The organism is Pseudomonas sp. (genome assembly GCF_049300855.1).
In the GTDB taxonomy this organism is placed as follows: Bacteria; Pseudomonadota; Gammaproteobacteria; order Pseudomonadales; family Pseudomonadaceae; genus Aquipseudomonas.
Window position 1 is genome coordinate 255,450 of record NZ_JBAQKH010000026.1, and the last position, 20,050, is coordinate 275,499.

General features: G+C 59.6%; 21 protein-coding genes. 11 read left to right on the top strand and 10 right to left on the bottom strand.

Going from position 1 to position 20,050, the window contains the following annotated elements; all coding sequences use genetic code 11:
- Window positions 1-91 precede the first annotated feature (91 nt).
- From WA225_RS10720 to WA225_RS10730, 3 genes are all read right to left on the bottom strand, one after another.
- A complete protein-coding gene (locus WA225_RS10720) occupies window positions 92-637 on the bottom strand; it encodes a hypothetical protein (protein ID WP_422607899.1) in 546 nt (181 codons plus the stop codon).
- Window positions 638-790: 153 nt separating this feature from the next.
- Window positions 791-2,215 (bottom strand): MFS transporter, encoded by a 1,425-nt coding sequence (locus tag WA225_RS10725; RefSeq protein ID WP_422607900.1) that lies wholly within the window; start codon window positions 2,213-2,215, stop codon window positions 791-793.
- Window positions 2,216-2,340: 125 nt separating this feature from the next.
- Complete coding sequence (locus WA225_RS10730) at window positions 2,341-2,781, bottom strand: PACE efflux transporter (protein WP_422607901.1); 441 nt, start codon at window positions 2,779-2,781, stop codon at window positions 2,341-2,343.
- A 122-nt stretch (window positions 2,782-2,903) separates the two neighbouring features.
- Here WA225_RS10730 and WA225_RS10735 point away from each other — a divergent pair, with 122 nt between their 5' ends.
- Window positions 2,904-3,776, top strand: a complete 873-nt coding sequence (locus tag WA225_RS10735) for a LysR family transcriptional regulator (RefSeq protein WP_422607902.1) — start codon at window positions 2,904-2,906, stop codon at window positions 3,774-3,776.
- A 160-nt stretch (window positions 3,777-3,936) separates the two neighbouring features.
- Here WA225_RS10735 and WA225_RS10740 read toward each other — a convergent pair whose 3' ends face one another.
- On the bottom strand, window positions 3,937-4,968 hold the full coding sequence (locus WA225_RS10740) for a LacI family DNA-binding transcriptional regulator (RefSeq protein WP_422607903.1): 1,032 nt from the start codon (window positions 4,966-4,968) through the stop codon (window positions 3,937-3,939).
- Between the two features lie 216 nt (window positions 4,969-5,184).
- Between WA225_RS10740 and WA225_RS10745 the strand changes: the two genes are divergently transcribed.
- Both WA225_RS10745 and WA225_RS10750 read left to right on the top strand, forming a co-directional pair.
- A complete protein-coding gene (locus WA225_RS10745) occupies window positions 5,185-5,718 on the top strand; it encodes a gluconokinase (RefSeq protein WP_122589500.1) in 534 nt (177 codons plus the stop codon).
- An 82-nt stretch (window positions 5,719-5,800) separates the two neighbouring features.
- A complete protein-coding gene (locus tag WA225_RS10750) occupies window positions 5,801-7,156 on the top strand; it encodes a GntP family permease (protein ID WP_315445636.1) in 1,356 nt (451 codons plus the stop codon).
- Window positions 7,157-7,321: 165 nt separating this feature from the next.
- Here the strand turns inward: WA225_RS10750 and alaC are convergent, their stop codons facing one another.
- Window positions 7,322-8,539: an alanine transaminase gene (gene alaC, locus WA225_RS10755; RefSeq protein WP_397482044.1), complete on the bottom strand. Its 1,218-nt coding sequence runs from the start codon at window positions 8,537-8,539 to the stop codon at window positions 7,322-7,324.
- Window positions 8,540-8,678: 139 nt separating this feature from the next.
- Here alaC and WA225_RS10760 point away from each other — a divergent pair, with 139 nt between their 5' ends.
- The 3 genes from WA225_RS10760 (at window position 8,679) to WA225_RS10770 (ending at window position 10,704) form a co-directional block, all read left to right on the top strand.
- Window positions 8,679-9,341: a LysE family translocator gene (locus tag WA225_RS10760; protein WP_422607904.1), complete on the top strand. Its 663-nt coding sequence runs from the start codon at window positions 8,679-8,681 to the stop codon at window positions 9,339-9,341.
- A 68-nt stretch (window positions 9,342-9,409) separates the two neighbouring features.
- The gene (locus WA225_RS10765) at window positions 9,410-9,904 is read left to right on the top strand and encodes a GyrI-like domain-containing protein (RefSeq protein WP_422607905.1); all 495 of its coding nucleotides are present in this window, start codon (window positions 9,410-9,412) and stop codon (window positions 9,902-9,904) included.
- A 311-nt stretch (window positions 9,905-10,215) separates the two neighbouring features.
- Window positions 10,216-10,704, top strand: a complete 489-nt coding sequence (locus tag WA225_RS10770; RefSeq protein WP_422607906.1) for a GNAT family N-acetyltransferase — start codon at window positions 10,216-10,218, stop codon at window positions 10,702-10,704.
- An 86-nt stretch (window positions 10,705-10,790) separates the two neighbouring features.
- Here the strand turns inward: WA225_RS10770 and WA225_RS10775 are convergent, their stop codons facing one another.
- Window positions 10,791-11,276 carry a GNAT family N-acetyltransferase gene (locus WA225_RS10775; protein WP_422607907.1) on the bottom strand — a complete coding sequence of 162 codons (486 nt, stop codon included), beginning with the start codon at window positions 11,274-11,276 and terminating at the stop codon, window positions 10,791-10,793.
- 141 nt (window positions 11,277-11,417) lie between these two features.
- Between WA225_RS10775 and WA225_RS10780 the strand changes: the two genes are divergently transcribed.
- Genes WA225_RS10780 through WA225_RS10790 form a run of 3 tightly spaced genes read left to right on the top strand, consistent with a single transcriptional unit; the run spans window position 11,418 to window position 13,462 of the window.
- Window positions 11,418-11,843, top strand: coding sequence for a YybH family protein (locus WA225_RS10780; RefSeq protein WP_422607908.1), 426 nt, complete (start codon window positions 11,418-11,420; stop codon window positions 11,841-11,843).
- A gap of 40 nt (window positions 11,844-11,883) precedes the next feature.
- Window positions 11,884-12,228 (top strand): YciI family protein, encoded by a 345-nt coding sequence (locus tag WA225_RS10785; protein WP_008081988.1) that lies wholly within the window; start codon window positions 11,884-11,886, stop codon window positions 12,226-12,228.
- Complete coding sequence (locus WA225_RS10790) at window positions 12,221-13,462, top strand: RNA polymerase sigma factor (RefSeq protein ID WP_422607909.1); 1,242 nt, start codon at window positions 12,221-12,223, stop codon at window positions 13,460-13,462. Before WA225_RS10785 ends, WA225_RS10790 begins: the two co-directional genes overlap by 8 nt.
- A 354-nt stretch (window positions 13,463-13,816) precedes the next feature.
- On the opposite strand, the gene WA225_RS10795 is transcribed toward WA225_RS10790, so the two are convergent.
- On the bottom strand, window positions 13,817-14,671 hold the full coding sequence (locus WA225_RS10795) for a LysR family transcriptional regulator (RefSeq protein WP_422607910.1): 855 nt from the start codon (window positions 14,669-14,671) through the stop codon (window positions 13,817-13,819).
- An 89-nt stretch (window positions 14,672-14,760) separates the two neighbouring features.
- On the opposite strand from WA225_RS10795, the gene WA225_RS10800 reads away from it, so the two are divergent.
- A complete protein-coding gene (locus WA225_RS10800; protein ID WP_422607911.1) occupies window positions 14,761-15,198 on the top strand; it encodes a multidrug/biocide efflux PACE transporter in 438 nt (145 codons plus the stop codon).
- A 48-nt stretch (window positions 15,199-15,246) separates the two neighbouring features.
- On the opposite strand, the gene WA225_RS10805 is transcribed toward WA225_RS10800, so the two are convergent.
- Window positions 15,247-16,005 (bottom strand): SDR family NAD(P)-dependent oxidoreductase, encoded by a 759-nt coding sequence (locus WA225_RS10805; protein ID WP_422607912.1) that lies wholly within the window; start codon window positions 16,003-16,005, stop codon window positions 15,247-15,249.
- Between the two features lie 126 nt (window positions 16,006-16,131).
- On the opposite strand from WA225_RS10805, the gene WA225_RS10810 reads away from it, so the two are divergent.
- Complete coding sequence (locus WA225_RS10810) at window positions 16,132-17,028, top strand: LysR family transcriptional regulator (protein ID WP_422607913.1); 897 nt, start codon at window positions 16,132-16,134, stop codon at window positions 17,026-17,028.
- Window positions 17,029-17,150: 122 nt separating this feature from the next.
- Here the strand turns inward: WA225_RS10810 and WA225_RS10815 are convergent, their stop codons facing one another.
- On the bottom strand, window positions 17,151-18,764 hold the full coding sequence (locus WA225_RS10815; protein ID WP_422607914.1) for an inorganic phosphate transporter: 1,614 nt from the start codon (window positions 18,762-18,764) through the stop codon (window positions 17,151-17,153).
- Between the two features lie 248 nt (window positions 18,765-19,012).
- Window positions 19,013-20,035, bottom strand: a complete 1,023-nt coding sequence (locus tag WA225_RS10820) for a transporter (RefSeq protein WP_095121237.1) — start codon at window positions 20,033-20,035, stop codon at window positions 19,013-19,015.
- Window positions 20,036-20,050: the final 15 nt, after the last annotated feature.

Here is a 20,050-nt window from a genome sequence, read left to right on the forward strand (position 1 = left end):
GAAAGCAGTGTGTCAGTCGATGGAAGTTTCACTGAAACACCGCCTTCGCGAGCAAGCTCGCTCCCACATTTCATTTCAGGCGACCTGGAGATCAGAGCGCAGCGAGAAACTTGTCCGCTTGCTTGTCGCTGTCCTTCACGTCGTTGTCTTTCTCCGTCTGTGCCAATTTCATCTTGTCCTGCAAACGCTCGGCAATCTCTTTGCCGATGGCCTGTTGTTTCTCCGGCGGCATGGCTTTGATGTCGTCTTCGGTCAACCCCATCGACTGCAGGATACTGTCGCGCAGACGCTGTTCCGGCGTCTTGCTCATGTAGTCCTTGAATTCGTCAGTGGCGGATGTTGCCGAAGCGCTGGTGGCGTCGGTCGATTGCAGGCCAACGCGAGTCTTGGCGAACGCTTCGTCGACGTTGTCGCTGATGCGCGAGGCTTCGCTGACTTGCTGGGTGGCGACCTGCGTGGCCGAATTCTGCACCTGGGCAGTGGCTTCAGCGGTTTGCGCCTGGGTCTGATTTTGCAGGGTTTGCAGCATGGCCCCGTGCAGACCACCTTGCAGACCGGCGGCGGCGATGGATGTCGCATCGTCATTCAGTGCTTTGGGCAAGTGAATGATTTGCTGTTGTTTGGCACTGATCAACATGATGTGCGGACCTGAAGGTAATTGCTGACTGGCGTAGCGGAGCAATTACCGTGCCTTGTAGATAAATCCCTATATTTCAATGATTTGAGCATTGCTCAAGTGGTCGTGGCGGTCATCCCTTGCCGATAAGCGGCAGAGGATGACCGTTGCCTCTCAGCGATGGGCAATGTTTTCCAGGGCCAGATTGCGTGTGCGCGGGCCGAACCAGCCGATGGTCAGCATCACGATCAGCATGCTGCTGACGATGAATGCCAACACCCCGGGCGTACCGAAATTGTCGAGAAACAAGCCGATCAACAGGCTGCTGAACACCGTCGACAAACGACTGAACGAATAGCAGAAGCCTACTGCGCGGGCGCGGATGTTGGTCGGGAACAATTCGCTCTGATAGGAGTGATAACTGAAGCTCAGCCAGGCGTTGCAGAAGGTGATCATCACCCCGCAGAAGATCAGCCCGAACGCGCTGGTTTGCAGGGCGAACAGGGTGCCGAAGGTCATCGCACCGAGGGCCGAACCGACGATCTGCCATTTGTTTTCGAAACGATTGGCAAACTTGACGAACAGCAGCGGCCCGAGCGGGTAGGCGAGGGTGATGATGAAGGCGTACATCAAACTGTGGGTGACGCTGACACCCTGACCGGAGAGCAACGCCGGCAACCAGTTGCCGAAACCGAAGAAGCCGATGGCCTGGAAGATGTGGAAGACGATCAACATCAACGCGCGGCGGCGATACGGTGGCTGCCAGATATCGGCGAAGCGGCCCTTGCCTTCGACGTCGACCGGAACTGCTTCGGGTGCGTCCAGCGGTTGACGATGGTCCTTTTCGCAACGTGCTTCGATGTGGTCGAGAATTCGCTTGGCTTCATCAAAGCGGCCATGCTGCGCCAACCAGCGCGGCGATTCCGGCAGGCGCTGGCGCAGCCACCAGATAAACAGCGCAAACACCGCACTGGCCAACACCACCCAGCGCCAGCCGCTGATGCCGAACGGCGCTTGCGGCACCAGCCACCACGACATCAGCGCCACCGCCGGCACCGACAGGAACTGCACGAAAAACGCAAAGGCAAACGCCGAACTGCGCATGCGTTTGGGCACCAGTTCCGAGAGGTAGGCGTCGATGGTCACCAGTTCGATGCCCAGACCGATGCCGACCAGAAAACGCATGCAGATGATGCCCAGCGCCGAACTCTGAATGCCCATCAACACCGTCGCGACCGTGTACCAGACCAGCGCAAAGGTGAAGATCGCGCGGCGGCCGAAGCGATCCGCCAACGGGCTGAGCAGGCTGGCGCCGAGGAACAGGCCGAGGAACGTCGCCGAGGCAAACGCCGCCTGATCGGAGAAACCGAACACCCCCTGATTGCCGGTGGCGAAGATGCCGTCGCGGATCAGGCCGGGGCTGATGTAGGCGGTCTGGAACAGATCGTAGAGTTCGAAGAACCCACCGATCGACAGCAGCGCCACCAGCCGCCAGATCGTCGCGACGGCGGGGAGACGGTCGATGCGGGCGGAAATCTCGGCGGCGCGTACCGGGTCGATGCCGTCGCGTTGCGCGGCGGCGGAGGCGTGTGCAGTCATGGGCTGATCCATTTTTTATTGATGGAAAAGCTTAGCCTGCTATCGGAGTCAGCGGATTGTGAATATCGGCGGCGTAGTGCGGAAGCCCGCCGATTTCTCGCAATATCTGTTTACGAATTAACGATTTATGCCGCAGCCGCCGTATCGGGAAGGGCCGAAGCGGGCAAGCCGAAGATCCGGTCAAACAGCCAGTTGAACGCGAACGTGTAGCACGGGATGAAAATGATCAGCGCCAGATCCAGCAGAAACGCCTGCACCAGGCTGATGTTCATCCACCAGGCGATCAACGGAATCAGGAACACGATCAACGTCAGTTGAAAGCCGACGGCGTGGGCGATACGGCGTTTAACCGTGCGCGTGCGCGATACCTGACGGCTTTCCCAATGCTCGAACAGCGAGGTGTAGATGAAATTCCAGGTCACGGCGATGGTGGTAATGATCACCGCCAGCGGCCCGGTACTGCCCGGCGAGGTGCCGGACAACAGCGCCAGACCGAGGGCGGAGAAGGTCATGCCGATCACTTCGTAGAGCGAAACGTAGACCAGTTTGCGTTTAACGCCTTGCATAGGGAATTGCCTCTTTCTTGCCATTCGTTGGCCAGCGGGACTGGCGAAGGCTGCGAAAGATAGCTTCAATAGGGCTGACAGAAAAAGTCAGTAGCTTTCAGTTTTGTTGATAGGTGTGAAAAGTGAATTTCAACAGCGACAGCATCGAGCTGTTTCTTGCCGTGATCGAACGCGGCTCGTTTTCGGCGGCAGCGCGGGCGCTGGGCAAAGTCCCCTCGGCGGTGAGCATGGGCATCGGTAATCTTGAAGCCGAACTGGGTTATCTGCTGTTCGACCGCAGCCATCGCGAACCGCAACCCACGGCGATGGCGCTGTCGTTGGTGCCCCACGCGCGATTGATCGCCGAACAACTCAAACACCTGCAAGTGCACGCGGTGGAGTTGTCGTTGGGGCTGGAGAGCAAGTTATCGATCGGCGTGGTCGCCGACATCGACCGTCGCCGTTTGCTGGCCGCGATCAAGGTGATTGCCGAGCGGCATCCGCTGCTCGATATCGAAGTGTTGACCGCGCCGCAGGATGACGTGCTGGCGATGCTGCACAGTGGCCGGGTCAGCGTGTGTCTGGCGTTCGCCGGGTTGAGCATGAACGTGCTGGAGCGTTTTCAGTTTGTCGGCAGCGAACGGATGATCGCCACGCTGGCGGCAGACAGTCCGCTGTTGCGGGAGCAGGATGTGTTTCTCGAAGACCTGGTGCACGTGCGGCAGATCATCGTCGCCAGCCGTGATTTGCCGATCAGTGAGACACGGCCGTTGGTGGCGGAGTCGTATTGGCGCACCGACAGCCTCGAGACGGCGATGGAAATGGTCGAGGCGGGATTGGGCTGGGGTAACTTTCCGTTGTCGGTGGTGCAGTCGCGGATCGAGGCCGGGCGGCTGAAACGGCTGAATTTCCGCAACATCGAAAACGGACTGGTGATGCCGGTGCATGCGGTGTGGCTCAAGAGCCAGCCGCTACAGAAAGGCGCGCTGGCTCTGGTTGACCTGCTCAGCCATTGAACATTGCGCAGATCCAACTGTGGGAGCGAGCTTGCTCGCGAAAGCGGTGGATCAGCCAACAAAGATGTCGACTGAAATGACGCCTTCGCGAGCAAGCTCGCTCCCACAGGGATTGTGGTCAAACTCTGGATTTGTGAACACTACAAAAACCTGAGGGAGGTCAGGTACTTTCGCGGATCTTCAGCTCGAAGCCCATGTCTTCAACTGGCCGCGCCACGCTGTTACCCGCCATCAGCGTCAACATCTGCTCCGCCGCACGCCGGCCAATCGCTTCACGCGGGGTGTTGATGCTGCTCAGGCGCGGCACCATGTGCTCGGACATCGGCAAGTCGTTGAAACCGAGAATCGCCACCTGCTCCGGAATCTTGATGCCGTTGCGCAGTGCTTCCAGCAACGCACCCTGCGCCAGGTCGTCGTTACCGAAGAAGATCGCATCAACATCCGGATGCGCCGCGAGCAACTGCAAAAACAATTCCCCACCTAACCCCACCGACGAGGCACGCGGTGTCAGCACTTCCAGATCCGGGTCATAACGCCCGGCCTTCTGCAGCGCCTTGCGAAAACCTTCACCGCGCAACAAGGTACGCTGATCGAGTTGCGCGCCTATATACGCCAGACGCTTGCGCCCTCGCGAAAGCAAATGCTCAGCCGCTGTTTCACCGGCACTGAGTTGCGAGAAACCTACGCAATTCACCCCGGCGGCGCTGTCGAGTTCCATCATGTACACGCAGGGAATGTTGCTCGCCTCAATCATCCGCCGCGAACTTTCCGTGCGATCAAACCCGGTCAACAAAAAACCGCGTGGCTGATAGGCCATGTAGTTGCGCAGCAGGTTTTCTTCTTCATCACGGGAGTAATGGAAGTTGCCGATTAGCACTTCGAAGCCCTTGGGCGTCAGTACCCGATGAATGGCTTCCAGCGTATCGATGAACAGCAAGTTGGACAGCGACGGCACTAACACCACCACCGAATGGCTTTGCGCCGAAGCTAAAGCGCGGGCGGCCGGGTTGACCACGTAGTTGAGTTCGAGGGCGGCTTTCTGGACTTTTTCCACCAGTTCGGTGGCCACGGTGCTGACGCCACGCAAGGCGCGGGAGGCGGTAATCGGGCTGACACCGGCCAGGCGGGCAACTTCATTCAGGGTGGGACGGCCAGTGGTGCGAGTGTTTTTATCGTTTTTAGGGGAGGTCATCGGGCGGCTTGCCAAACAAAAATCAAGGCACTAAGGTAGCGCTGTCCTGATGCAGCTGTAAATGCGTAAGCGAGGTCCTGCCTGATCTTCGCTTTTTGGCGTTGGGAACAAACCTGCTGCAACCCAAAAAAACGACAAGAAGGCGTCGGCAACTTCTGCCTGTGCACTAGAGTCATAGCTAGCAAAGGTAGCGCTGTCTGCGCGCTGAGGTGTTATATGAGTCATCCCATCACCGCCCTGGTCATCATGGGCGTTGCCGGTTGCGGCAAGACGTGCGTCAGCGAGGCCCTGTGCCAATTGAGCGGCGCCACTGCCATTGAAGGCGATACTTTCCATCCGGCCGCGAACATCGAAAAGATGAGCGCGGGGATCCCCCTGAACGACGACGACCGTGCCGGCTGGCTCGACAGCCTGTGCGATGAACTGCGTCGCGTCGACGCGTCGGGCAAACGCCCGGTGCTGACCTGCTCGGCCCTTAAACACAGTTATCGCGAAGTGTTGCGCAGTGCCTTGCCGGGCCTGGGTTTCGTGTTTCTTGAATTGACCCCTGAAGTCGCCGCTGAACGTGTGTCCCATCGTCCGGGCCACTTCATGCCGGCCACGTTGATCGAAAGCCAGTTCGCCACCCTCGAATCGCCCAAGGGCGAGCCGTTGACGTTGGCGTTGAATGCTTCGATCCACAGCGTTGAAGAACTGGCGTCCCAGGCTCACGTCTGGTGGCAGGCCAACGGTCTGAAACAGGCGGTATGAGTGTGTTGAAAGAGATAGCGCTGTCCTCACGACTTCTGTTTAACCCGCTTTAATAACAACAACAATCCAGGAGACACCCCCAATGTTTGGCATGTCCCACGACGCCTACCTGCTGCTCGATGCAGTGGTCACGGTAATCGGCCTGATTATCCTGATTACCAAATTCAAGATTCACCCCTTCATCTCCCTGACCATCGCCGCCGCGTTCCTCGGCCTGACGTCGGGCATGCCGATCGGCACCATCATCAAAGCGTTCCAGGACGGCTTCGGTGGCGTGCTCGGTTTCGTCGGCATCATCCTTGCGCTGGGCACCATGCTCGGCAAAATGATGGCCGAGTCGGGCGGGGCGGATCAGATTGCCCAGACCCTGATCCGTGCGTTCGGTAAAGACAAAGTCCAGTGGGCAATGATGTTCGCCGCGTTTCTGGTGGGCATCCCGCTGTTCTTCGAAATCGGCTTTGTCCTGCTGATTCCGCTGGTGTTCATCGTTGCGCGCCGCACCGGTGTGTCGATCATCAAGATCGGTATCCCGCTGCTGGCCGGCCTGTCCGCCGTGCACGGTCTGGTGCCGCCGCACCCGGGACCGTTGCTGGCCATCGGCGTGTTCGGCGCGGACATCGGCAAGACCATTCTTTATGGTCTGATCGTTGCGCTGCCGACCGCCATCATTGCCGGCCCGATCTTCGGTACGTTCATCGCCAAGCACATTCCGGGTCACCCGAATCAGGAACTGGTCGATCAACTGGCCCGTGAAAACGACGACTCGGCCAAGTTGCCGAGCTTCAGCATCACCCTGATCACCGTGCTGCTGCCGGTGTTCCTGATGCTGCTGAAAACCTTCGCAGACGTGGCGCTGCCGGACGGCCACTTCTTCCGCACCTGGATGGACATGATCGGTCACCCGATCTCGGCACTACTGCTGGCGTTACTGCTGTCGCTGTACACCTTCGGGCACAAGCAGGGCATCGGTTCCCAGCAGATGCTCAAGTGGCTCGACGCAAGCCTGGCGCCAACCGCCGCGATCATCCTGATCATCGGTGCCGGCGGTGGCTTCAAGCAGATGCTGGTGACCAGCGGTGTGGGCGACGTGATTGGCCACATGGCGGTCAGCGCACAGATCTCGCCGATCCTGTTGGCCTGGCTGGTGGCAGCGGTGATTCGGATCGCGACCGGTTCGGCAACGGTCGCGACCATCACTGGCGCCGGCATTGTGGTGCCGGTGGTGGGGATGATTCCGGGCGTTAACCGTGAGTTGCTGGTGCTCGCCACGGGCGCCGGTTCGCTGATCCTGTCGCACGTGAACGACGCCGGTTTCTGGCTGGTGAAGCAATACTTCAACATGACCGTGGCCGAGACGTTCAAGACCTGGACGGCGATGGAAACCATCCTCTCGGTGGTTGCGTTGGGCTTTATCCTGCTGCTGTCGCTATTCGTTTAAACAGCTTCTTGCAGACACAAAAAAACCGCAGCGATGCGGTTTTTTTGTGGGTGGATCGTTCCCACGCTCTGCGTGGGAATACCTCAATGGACGCTCTGCGTCCGCTTTGGGACGCGGAGCGTCCCGGGCTGCATTCCCACGCGGAGCGTGGGAACGATCAGTGCGTCAGGCGGAGGTTTTCGGGGCCAGGCCATCGGCCCGGAACATCCCGCGAATCCCGCGTACTGCCTGACGAATGCGGTCCTGGTTTTCGATCAGCGCAAAGCGCACGTGATCATCGCCATACTCACCAAAACCCACCCCCGGCGACACGCAGACTTTGGCCTCGGCCAGCAGTTTCTTGGCGAACTCCAGCGAACCCAGATGCGCGTACTGCTCAGGAATCTTCGCCCAGACATACATCGACGCCTTCGGATTTTCGACCATCCAGCCCAGCTCATGCAGGCCTTTGACCAGCACGTTGCGACGCTGGCGATACTGCTCGGCAATGTCGCGCACGCACTGCTGATCACCTTCCAGCGCAGCAATCGCCGCGACTTGCAGCGGAGTGAAGGTGCCGTAGTCGTGGTAGCTCTTGATCCGCGCCAAGGCGTTCACCAGTTCCGGATTACCGACCATGAAACCGATGCGCCAGCCGGCCATGTTGTAGCTCTTGGACAGGGTGAAAAACTCCACCGCGATGTCCTTGGCGCCCGGCACCTGCATGATCGACGGGGCTTTCCAGCCGTCGTAGACGATGTCGGCGTAAGCCAGATCGTGAATCACCAGCACGTCGTACTGCTTGGCGAGGGCGATCACGCGTTCGAAGAAATCCAGTTCCACGCACTGCGCAGTCGGGTTCGACGGGAAACCGAGGATCATCATTTTCGGTTTCGGAATCGAGCCACGAATCGCCCGTTCCAGCTCATCGAAGAAGTCCACGCCCGGCACCAGCGGCACCGAACGCACCTGGGCGCCGGCAATCACCGCACCGTAAATGTGAATCGGGTAGCTCGGGTTCGGCACCAGTACGGTGTCGCCCTGATCCAGGGTCGCCAGCATCAAGTGTGCCAGGCCTTCCTTGGAACCGATGGTGACAATGGCTTCGCTTTCCGGGTCGATATCGACCGCGTAGCGATCCTTGTACCAATTGGAAATCGCCCGGCGCAGGCGCGGAATGCCCTTGGACGTCGAGTAACCGTGGGTGTCTTCGCGTTGGGCAACTTGTACGAGTTTTTCGACAATGTGCGGCGGCGTGGCGCCGTCGGGGTTGCCCATGCTCAAGTCGATGATGTCTTCACCACGACGACGCGCGGCCATCTTCAGCTCGGCGGTGATGTTGAAAACGTAAGGGGGGAGTCGATCTATGCGCGCAAAGCGGCGCGGCGAACCTTGTTCAGCCATTGTTGCCTCGGATAACGTAAGCGCCCGGAACCGTCCGAGCGACGCTGGTCACTGCGGTGACCTGTGGCCGAAGATAAGGGCTGTGATGGCATACTGTCCAGCGCGTTTTTCAAACATTTTTGCCCAAGGAAATCGGTAGATGGAATTCACCAGCGGCTTCTTGCTGAGCCTTTCGCTGTGCCTGGATATCGGCGTGGCCAACATCGCCATGATCACCCTGGCGATGCAGCGCGGTTACTTTCAGGGCTTTGCGCTGGGCCTCGGCACCTGTGTCGGCGACCTGATTTACGCGGTGCTGGCGCTGGCCGGGATGACCGTGTTGCTGCAATACGAAACTGTGCGCTGGGTGCTGTGGATCGGCGGTTCGGTGCTGCTGATCTACTTCGCGGCGAAGATGATTTACTCGGCGATCCACCACGAAGCGCAATTGGCCGCGACCGCTGAGGTGGGGCAAAACTCGCATCGCAAGGAGTTCTTCCGGGGGATTTTTCTCGCCATGTCGTCGCCGAGCGCGATTCTCTGGTTCGCGGCGGTGGGCGGCACGTTGATCGCTCGTTCCGGCGGTGGTGGCCCGCTGAGTTCGGCGCTGTTCCTCGGTGGTTTCCTTTGCGCCGGGCTGCTGTGGTCGGCGGGTTTGTGCTTCGCGGCGAGCCACGGCGGCAAGCTGCTGGGCGACAAGCTGTTGCGCTATTCCTATATGGCATCTGCAGCGATCTTCTGCTATTTCGCGGTCTACGTGATCGTATCTGGTTACAACGAATTTGTCGGCTCGGGCGCCGTCGAGCAGTTGCATTCGCTGTAAGCGTGCGAATTGGGTTTGGCTTTCTATACTCCCAGCCGAACCCCTTTTTTTGTGCCAGGAGTCGAGTCATGGATGAGCAAAAACGCGTCGAAGTGGCTGAACCTCGCTTCGAACATGGACACTTCCTGCTGATTGCAGGTTTTCGCGGTCGATTTACCCAAGACACTGCCAGGGACATCCCGGCGCTGTGGGAAAAGTTCTTGCCGCACCTGGGAAAAATCCAGGGGCAAAAGAACGAAGTGACCTACGGGGTCTGCAGCAACTTCGACGGCAAGGGTGGCTTCGATTACATCGCCGGGGTGGAGATCAGCAAGCTCGATGACCTCGACCAGAAGGTCTATCAATGGGTCGAAGTGCTGCCCCGGCAATACGCGGTGTTTGAGCACCAAGGGCCACTCGATCAACTGCCGCAAACCCTGCAATACATCTACAAGACCTGGCTGCCAACCTCTCACTATGTGGAGCTCAACGCTCCAGAGTTGGAGCGTTACAGCGCCGATTTCAACCCGAAGAAGCACACCGGGAAACTGGAAATTTGCGTGCCGGTCGATACCAAGGCTTGAGCCAACAGCAATGAGGCGGATCACCAATCCGCCTCATGTTTTCAACGCGGTTTGCGCCGCGTGCGCATCAAGTCGATTGCCAGCGTGATGAAGCCGAATGTACTGATGCCCAACACCATCAACAGACCGATCTGAACGCTGCTCATAAGTTGCTTCCCCCAAGGGTGATCAGAGACACCCCTGAGAAATAGCCCGCCCCGACCCCGAAGAAAAGCGCTTATACGCAAGCTTTACGCCGCCCGTGCGCATCGATATGCAGGCCTTATTCCTTTATGCTTTCGGCACTTTCTTCTGCTGATTTCCGAGCTGCCATGAACACCGTCATTCGCAACGTCACCGCCGCCGACCTGGACCGCTGCTACGCCATCGAAACCGTTGCCTACGAAGGCGACGAAGCGGCCACCCGCGAGAAGATCGCCACGCGCATCGCCACCTGGCCGCAAGGGTTTATCGTCGCTGAGGTCGATGGCGTGGTCGCCGGTTTCGTCAATTCCGGTGCGGCGTTTGACGTGCAGATGTCGGACGAGGCGTTCAAGGAACTGATCGGTCACGACCCGAAAGGCCCGAACGTGGTGATCATGTCGGTGGTGGTGCACCCGGATTATCAGGGGCAGGGTTTGGCCAAGCGCTTGATGGGCGAGTTCATCGAGCGTATGCGCGGGATGGATAAGGCGACGATTCATTTGATGTGCAAGGAACAGCACATTCCGCTGTATGCCGGGTTTGGCTTTGCCTACATCAAACCGTCGGAGTCGGATCACGGCGGCATGGCGTGGCACGAGATGATCCTCACGCTCTGACCCATCACACATAACCTGTGGGAGCTGGCAAGCCAGCTCCCACAGGTTTTTGCAGGGTTTGCGGTCCAGCGTTCCCTCCCGCCGACTTAGAAAAACAGCCCCATGCGCCGTTCGTAACCGATCCGTCCCTTGTACGCTTCGCCGCTGTCGACATAGCCGTGCTTGGCGTACAGGGCGATGGCCGCGTCGTTATCAGCGTCCACCGACAATTCCAGCCCCTTGATCTCCGGCCACGCCAGGCGCGCGGCGTCGGGCAGCGCTTGCAGACAGGCCTTGCCGTAACCCTTGCCCTGCGCGCGGCGATCGACCTGCAACGCATGCAGGGTGGCGCTGTGTTCATTGGCCCAGGCCGGCAATACCGGCGGGCGTTTGAGCAGCAGAAACGCCACCGGCACGTCTTCCGTCAGCAGGGCAAACCCCTTCACGCCCGGGCCGGGTTTCGACAGCAGCGTGTGCAAGGCACCATGGATATCACCGGAGAATTTGATCTGCTCGGCATGGATTTCAATCGCTTCGACTTGCTTACGCTGCAAAGCGTTAAGGCTGTCGTACGGCACGAGTTGGGCTGACACGGGAATTTCCTTTTTCCTACAAGAGTAAGCCGCCGATTCTAGCGACTTTGGCTTCGTCGGAAATTTTTTGTTTCGTCTGTCGATCTGCCCAACCGCCGAACGACTAAGGGTGTCTTCACAACAAAAACCACGGAGAACACCATGAGCGCACAAGCTGAAATCCAGACCCTGATCAACACCTACCGCGAAGCCGTCATGACCAAGAATGTGGAGAAAGTCATGGCGCTGTACGCCGACGACATCGTCTCCTTCGACGCGATCAAGGCCCTGCAATTCAAGGGCAAAGCCGCCTACCGCGAGCACTGGGTGGCCTGCATGGAAATGTGCCCCGGCCCACACATTTTCGAGTTCCACGAAATCGCCATCGAAAGCGCCGACAACATCGCTTTCGCGCACTGGGTGGCGAACTGCGGCGGCACCAACGACAAGGGCGAAACCCAGAGCTGCTGGATGCGCGTCACCGCCTGCTATCGCCAGGTCGGCGGGGCCTGGAAAATCGCCCACGAACACTGGTCGGCGCCGTTCGATCCGATGAGCGGCGCGACCCTGTTCGATGTGACGCCCTGATCTTCAGCCATAGTTGAACCGTCCGTTTCAGGAGAACGCCATGAAGTATTTATGCCTGGTCTACAGCGATGAACGCCTGCTGCATTCATCGCCCGACAGCCCGGAAGACGCCGAGTGCTGGGCTTATGCCGAGTCGATTCAGGGCAGCGGGCGGATGGTTGCCGCCGAGGCCCTGGAGTCGGTGCAGACCGCTACCACCGTCAGGATGCGCAACGGCAAACTGTCGATCACCGATGGCCCGTTCGCCGAAACCAAGGAGCAATTGGCCGGTTTCTACCTGATTGACGCCAAGGATCTCAACGAAGCCATCCAGGTCGCCGGCAACATTCCGGCGGCGCGGGTGGGCAGCGTTGAAGTGCGCCCGGTGCGGCAGTTGAATGTCTGAAGTCCGCGCGCGGGTCGAGCAGGTCTATCGCGAAGACTCGCGGCGGATTCTGGCGACGCTGATTCGCTTGCTGGGTGATTTCGACCTCGCCGAAGAAGCCCTGCACGAGGCGTTCTTCGTTGCGGTCGAACGCTGGCAGCGCGACGGCGTGCCGGACAACCCGCGCACCTGGCTGGTCTCGACCGGGCGTTTCAAGGCGATTGACGTGTTGCGCCGCCGCGCCCGGTTCAAGGCCTCGCAACCATTGTTGTTAGCGCAACTGGAAGAACTGGAGCAGGCCGACTGGAGTGGCGAAGACGTGGAAGACGATCGTCTGCGGCTGATCTTCACCTGTTGTCACCCGGCGCTGGCGGCGGATGCGCAAGTGCCGCTGACCTTGCGCGAAGTCTGCGACCTGACCACCGAGGAAATCGCCCGTGCGTTTCTCTCCGCCCCAGCGGCGATAGCGCAACGTATCGTGCGCGCGAAAGCCAAGATTCGTGACGCGAAAATCCCTTATCAAGTCCCGAGCCTGAGCGAATTGCCCGAGCGCCTCGACAGCGTGTTGCGGGTGATTTATCTGGTGTTCAACGAAGGCTATTCGGCGTCGGGCGGGGCCGAGGTGACCCGTGAGGATTTGACGCGTGAGGCGATCAGGCTGGGTCGGTTGTTGATGGAGTTGCTGCCGGAACCGGAGGTGATGGGGCTGTTGGCGATGATGTTGTTGCACGAATCACGACGCTCGGCGCGCACTTCGCCGGGTGGTGAATTGGTCTTGCTCGACGATCAGGATCGATCATTGTGGGACAGCGAGTTGATCGCTGAAGGTTGTGCGCTGGTCGAGCGTGCGCTGACTACGCGGCGGTTCGGGCCGTATTGTTTGCAGGCGGCGATTGCAGCGGTGCATGCCGAGGCGCCGACGGCGGCAGAAACGGATTGGGAGCAGATCGTTGGCTTGTATGACGTGCTGTTGCGGGCAGTGCCTTCGCCGGTGATCGAGTTGAACCGGGCGGTGGCGGTGGCCAAGCGTGATGGGGCGCTGGCGGGGTTGAATTTGATTGAGGGGATTTTGGCGCGCGGTGAGCTGCAGGATTACCACTTGGCGCATTCGGCGCGGGCGGAGTTTTGTCGGCAGTTGGGTCGGGTGGAGGTGGCGAGGGCGGCGTATCTTCGAGCCTTGGAATTGACGCGGCAGGAGCCGGAGAGGCGGTTTATTGAAGGGCGGCTTTCGGCGCTGGAATTGCCCTCACCCTAGCCCTCTCCCGGAGGGAGAGGGGACTGATTGGGGGATGCTGTAGAAGTACGCCGACCTGAACGCTCAGCGGTGAATCCATAATCGACCCAACCTGGTCGAGGTTTAATGTCGCAACGAATCCATAATCGACTCGGTCTCTCAGGTCGATGTATGACCCAAGACACCACGGTCGGCCCCCTCTCCCTACGGGCGGTCCGACGTTTCGGGAGGGCTGGGGTGAGGGGCTTTTGAGCTCATATCCAATGAATCCATAATCGACTCGGTGTCTCAGGTCGATGTATGACGCAAGACACCTCGGTCGGCCCCCTCTCCCTCGGGGAGAGGGCTGGGGTGAGGGGGGCTCTATCTTCACCGCTATTCCAGCATCTTGCTCAACAACCAACTCCCCGCCGGCCCCGGCGGATACAACCGCGACCACAACGCATCGACAAACACCGGTTTCGGCCAGCCACGCACCTTCAACTCCACCAGCAGATCATTGCCAAAACGCTGCGCCAGCCAGCGCGGCAGTGGCGCCCAGCCAAAACCCTTCTCGGCCATTTCCAGCAGCATCAGGTAACTCGGCGCCGACCACACCCGACCTTTGCCACGACTGTCATACGGATTGACGATCGTCGCCAGACGCAATTCGCGATGCTGCTCGAGGATGTGCTGATCAATGTGATCAAGCTTGGCCAGCGCATGGTCGCGATTAACGAACAAGGCGATTTCCGTGCGTTCGGCCACGGTCGAGGTGACCAGATCCGGCGGATAGTTTTCCTGCATCTCGGCGAAGGCCAGGTGCGCACGGCCGCGCTGCACCAACTCGATCAGGTCATCGCACTCAGCGATCAAACATTCCAGTTCCAGATCCGGATAACGCTGCTCGAAACCGACCAGCGCGGCTTCAAAACGGTACGACTGATACGTGTCGGAAATCGCCACCGTCAGTTTCGGCTCGACGCCTTGGGACAACTGCCGTGCGGTCATTTCCAGGCGACTTCTGGCCGCCAGAATCGCTTCGGCACGTTGCAGCATCACATGCCCGGCCGGGGTCAGCGTCGGTTTGCGGCTGCTGCGATCGAACAGCTGCAGATCCAGATCGATCTCCAGGCTGGCCACCGCCGCGCTGATGGTCGACTGACTGCGCCCGAGTTTGCGCGCGGCTGCCGAAAACGAACCTTGCGTGGCTGCCTGGACAAACGCCAACAGCACTTCCTGAGAGATCATCAAGTATCGCCTTGCTCGATGGTTATTGATTATGAAGTATCGGTTTGAGGATAGATCATGGCAACCATCTTCACTCAAGGACTCAGGCCATGACTGCCAACAAATCCATCACTGAACGTATTTTCCAGGCCATCGGTTTCGAACTGCTGGCCATTTTGATCTGCACCCCGCTGCTGGCGTGGATCATGCAAAAACCGATGCTTGAAATGGGCGCGGTGACGGTGCTGATCGCATTGCTGGCGCTGGGTTGGAACGTGGTGTTCAACCGCTTCTTCGACCGCATGCTGGAACGCATGAATGTGGCGCACAACGCCTGGGTGCGGGTGGTGCATGCGTTGCTGTTCGAAGGGGGCTTGATCGTGATGGGCGTGCCGCTGATTGCCTGGTGGCTGTCGGTCAGCCTGTGGCAGGCGTTCTTGCTCGACATCGGCGTGTTGCTGTTTTTCCTGCCGTACACCTACGTGTATCACTGGGGTTATGACGTGGTGCGTGAGCGCGTGATGATGCGCAATGCGTGTCAGGGATAAACAAAAAAAATCGCAGCCCGAAAGGCTGCGATTTTTTGTGTCCGGACTTTAGAGAAACATCCCGCCGGAAGCCTCGACCCGCTGACCATTGATCCACTGTGCACCCGGCGACAGCAACAGCGCCAGCGCCCCACCAATGTCATCCGGCTGACCGGCGCGACCCAGCGCGGTGTTGTCGGCGACCATCGCATTGACTGCCGCGTTGTCGCGAACGGTGCCGCCGCCAAAGTCGGTTTCAATTGCACCGGGCGCCAGGGTATTCACGGCAATCTGCCGTGCGCCCAGCTCTTTCGCCTGATAGCGGGTCAGCACTTCAATCGCGCCTTTCATTGCCGCATAAGCACTGGCGCCGGGGATGGTGAAACGGGCGAGGCCGCTGGAGATGTTGATGATGCGGCCGCCGTCGTTGATCAGCGGCAGCAGTTGCTGGGTCAGGAAGAACGGCCCTTTGAAATGCACGTTCATCAACATGTCGAATTGCTCAACACTGGTCTCGGCGAAACTGACGTGCAGACCGACCCCGGCGTTGTTGATCAGGAAATCAAAGCGCTGACGGTCGAAGGTTTGCTGTAACGCTTGCTCAACCCGAGAACCGAAATCGGCAAAGCTGTCGCTGCGGCCAACGTCCAGTTGCAGCATCACGGCTTTGGCGCCGAGTTTTTCCAGTTCCACGACCAGCGCCTGGGCCTCATCGGCGCGGCTGTGGTAAGTGCCGATGATGTCGACGCCTTGAGCAGCAAGGTGCAGGGCAGCGTTTTTGCCCAAGCCACGACTGGCGCCAGTGATCAATGCGATTTTGCGATTCATGGTTTTTTCCTCGATTGCCGTGAGTGATCAGGTGATGAATCAAAGTTTATTTATCCGCCCTGTGGTGATAAACAGACTGAAAGCGGAATCACTGATCGCTTGAACCGAACAATCAACGGGTGGCCCATGAACAAACTGGAACTGCTGCGCACCTTCGTCCGTGTCAGCGAGCTGTCGAGTTTTACCCTGGCGGGGGAAAATCTCGGTCTCCCGCGATCGACCGTTTCCGAGCATGTGCAAGCGCTTGAAGCGCTGCTTGGCACACGCCTGCTGCAACGCACCACACGCAAGGTGCAGGCCACTCAGGACGGTCTGGTGCTGTACGAACGCAGCAAGGATCTGCTCTCGCACATGGACGAGATCGAAGGCTTGTTCCGCCAGGACGAGGCGTCGCTGACCGGGCGCATTCGGGTCGACCTGCCGAACATTCTGGCGCGGCGTCTGGTCATGCCGTGCCTGCCGCAATTCATGGCTCGCCACCCGAATCTGGAACTGGAAATCAGCACCACCGACCGCCGCGTCGACCTGCTCAGCGAAGGCTTCGATTGCGTGGTGAGGATTGGCGCGCAACCGGATCAATCGGTGGTCGCGCGGCACCTCGGTGACTTCCCCATGGTCAACTGCGCCAGCCCCGCGTACCTCGAACGCTACGGGGTGCCGCAGTCGCTGGAAGATCTCGCGCAGCATCGATTGGTGCATTACGTCGGTGTGCTGGGGTCGCGTTCGGAAGGCTTTGTGTACGAGGAGGGCGGACAGGTGCAACGCTTGCCGATGGCAGGCAGCATTACGGTCAACAGCACTGACGCTTACGAGTCGGCGTGCCTCGGCGGCTTCGGTCTGACGCAGGTGCCGCGCACCGGCATGCAACCGCATCTGGATAACGGTGAACTGGTGACGGTGTTGCCGCAATTCACGGCGCCGGCGATGGGGATTTCATTGCTGTATGCGCGGCAACGGCATTTGCCACTGCGGGTGCGGGTGTTTATGGATTGGCTGGGCGATCTGATTCGCTCTGCGCTCTGAACCTGAATACAAAACCAATGTGGGAGCGAGCTTGCTCGCGAAGACGGCGTGTCAGTCAATTCAGAGTTGACTGATCCAGCGCTTTCGCGAGCAAGCTCGCTCCCACAAGGATAGTTGTGCGGTTAGAAGATTTGGGTGAACAGCCAGTACAGGCTGCCCGACAGCAGGATCGCCGCCGGCAGCGTCAGCACCCACGCCATCAACAGATTGCGGATGGTCTTCATCTGCAACCCGCCACCGTTAGCGACCATGGTCCCGGCCACACCCGAGGACAACACATGCGTGGTCGACACCGGCAAACCAAACATGTCCGCCGCGCCGATGGTCAGCATGGCCACGGTTTCCGCCGAGGCTCCTTGCGCATACGTCAGGTGGGTCTTGCCGATCTTCTCGCCGACCGTCACCACAATCCGCTTCCAGCCGACCATGGTGCCCAGCCCCAGCGCGATGGCCACGGCGATCTTCACCCACAGCGGAATAAACCGTGTGGCGTTGTCGATCTGTTGCTTGAACAGTTGCAGTTTGCTGCTGGTATCGGCGTCGAAATTGCCGACCTTGTTCTTGTCCATCAGGCGAATGCTTTCACTGGCCAGGTACATGTCATTCCGCACGTTGCCCATGGCTTCAGCCGGGACTTTCGCCAGCGAACCGTAGCCTCTGACTTCTTCGCCGATGTGCCCGGTGAGGGCGGCGAGGGCCGGGATCAGTTGCGGCGTGGCGTCCTTGCTGCGCACGTAGTCGGAGAGCACTGCACGCGGATCGGCGGGCGTCGGCAGCGGTGCACTTTTCACCAGCGCTTGCTGGGTGACCTGCGCCACGGCGGCGAACTGCAGCGATTGCTCTTCCGGCATCGTGCGGTTCAAGGCGTAAGCCATCGGCAACGTGCCGACCAGAATCAACATGATCAGGCCCATGCCTTTTTGGCCGTCGTTGGAGCCGTGAGCGAAGGACACGCCGGTACAGGTCAGAATCAGCAAACCGCGAATCCACCACGGTGGCGGCGCGTTGCCTTCCGGCGCTTTATACAGCGAACGATTCTTCACGAACGCACGCAGCGCCAGCAACAACAACGCCGCACAACCGAAACCCACCAGCGGCGACAGCAGCAGCGCGTAACCAATCTTGGTCGCCTGTGCCCAGTCGACACCGCTGGTGCCGTCGCGGCCATGCATCAAGGCGTTGGCCACGCCGACGCCGATAATCGAACCGATCAAGGTGTGTGACGACGACGCCGGCAAACCCAGCCACCAGGTGCCGAGGTTCCACAGAATCGCCGCGATCAACAGGGCGAAGATCATCGCGAAACCGGCAGACGAACCGACCTGCAGAATCAGCTCCACCGGCAGCAAGGCAATGATGCCGAACGCCACTGCGCCACTCGACAGCAGCACGCCGAGGAAGTTGAAGAACCCCGACCAGACCACCGCGACATTCGGCGGCAGCGAGTGGGTGTAGATCACCGTCGCGACGGCGTTGGCGGTGTCGTGGAAACCGTTGACGAACTCAAAGCCCAGCGCAATCAACAACGCCACGCCGAGCAGCAGGAACGGCGTCCAGGTGGTCACCACCGTACCGAGTTCGTGCATGTCGTGCATCAGGCTGTAAGCGGTGAAGAGCATTCCCATCGCCAGCACGGCGAAAAAGATCACGTAGGTAAACGGGCCGGTTTTCTTGTCGAGGGCTGGCCTGCCGCTGGCGGCGGACGCGGGGCTGGCGGTCAGGGAGGGAGTAGCCATGAGCGGACAATCCTGAGCGAGGGAAGGAGTGCCGCCCATGATCATTGCAGAATGTTACAGAGAGACTGCGATAGATCAGTGTTTGCTTTATTAGCCCGACCACTGATCTAAAGAACCACGAAGATCCCTGTGGGAGCGAGCTTGCTCGCGAAAGCGGTGTGTCATCCGACAATGATGGTGCCTGACACTCCGTCTTCGCGAGCAAGCTCGCTCCCACAGGGGATCTGCGGTGGCATTGCGTTTTGTGGTCAATAATCCCCGCGCTTGCGAAACGCCCAACGCCCGGCAATCACGGTAAACGTCGCCACCAGCGCGACCAATATCCAGAACCCCTCCGGATCCTGCGATAACGGCACGCCGCCCACATTCATCCCGAAAAAACCGGCAATGATGTTGATCGGCAGCGCCAGTACCGTGACCACCGTCAGGGTAAACAGCGTGCGGTTGCTCTGTTCGTTGAGGTTGGCGGCGATCTCTTCCTGAAGCAATTTGATCCGTTCACCGAGGGCGGTGAGGTCGTTGATGATCAGCGCAAACTCCTCGGTGGATTTGCGCAGTTCCTTGACGTCCTCCTTCTGCAACCACGGCGGCGGCCGATTGAGCAGGCGCAGCAACGAACCCGGCTCCAGCGCCAACAGCCGTTGCAGACGCACTAGCACGCGGCGGTTGGCACCGAGTTCGGCGCGGTTGGTCGACAGCCGCGAAGAGAGCAATTCGTCCTCGACCTGATCGACGCTGAGGCTGGTCTTGCGCACGATCTGCGTCAGCACCTCACCCTGATCGCGCAGTAGATGCACAAGCAATTCCGATGGCGAACGAAAACGCTCGCCGGCCTTCACCGACGAGCGCAATTTATCCACCGAGTGCAGCGGTTGCAGGCGCGCGCTGACGATCAGTTTGCTGCGCACGCAAACCCACAGCGTCGACACGTCCGAGGAGACCATGCTGCTCAGGTTGAACACCACGTCGTTGACCACCGCCAGCAACGCCGAGTCGACATGCTCGATGCGCGTCGACCGCGAGCCTTCGTGCAGCGCCTCGAAAAACTCTTCGGGCAATTGCAGGTGACTTTTCATCCAGCGCTCGCACGCCGCATGCGCCAGATTGAGGTGCAGCCAAAGGAATTCACCGCTGTCGCTATCGTCCTGCAAACAGCGCAATGCCGTGGCCGAATCGACTTCGCGGCCACGTTCGCCGGGCAGGAAGCGAAAGCCGTAGAGCAGGCCAAACAGATCAGGATCGCGATGACTGATATCGAGGCTATGGTTCATGAAGGCTCGCTGCGA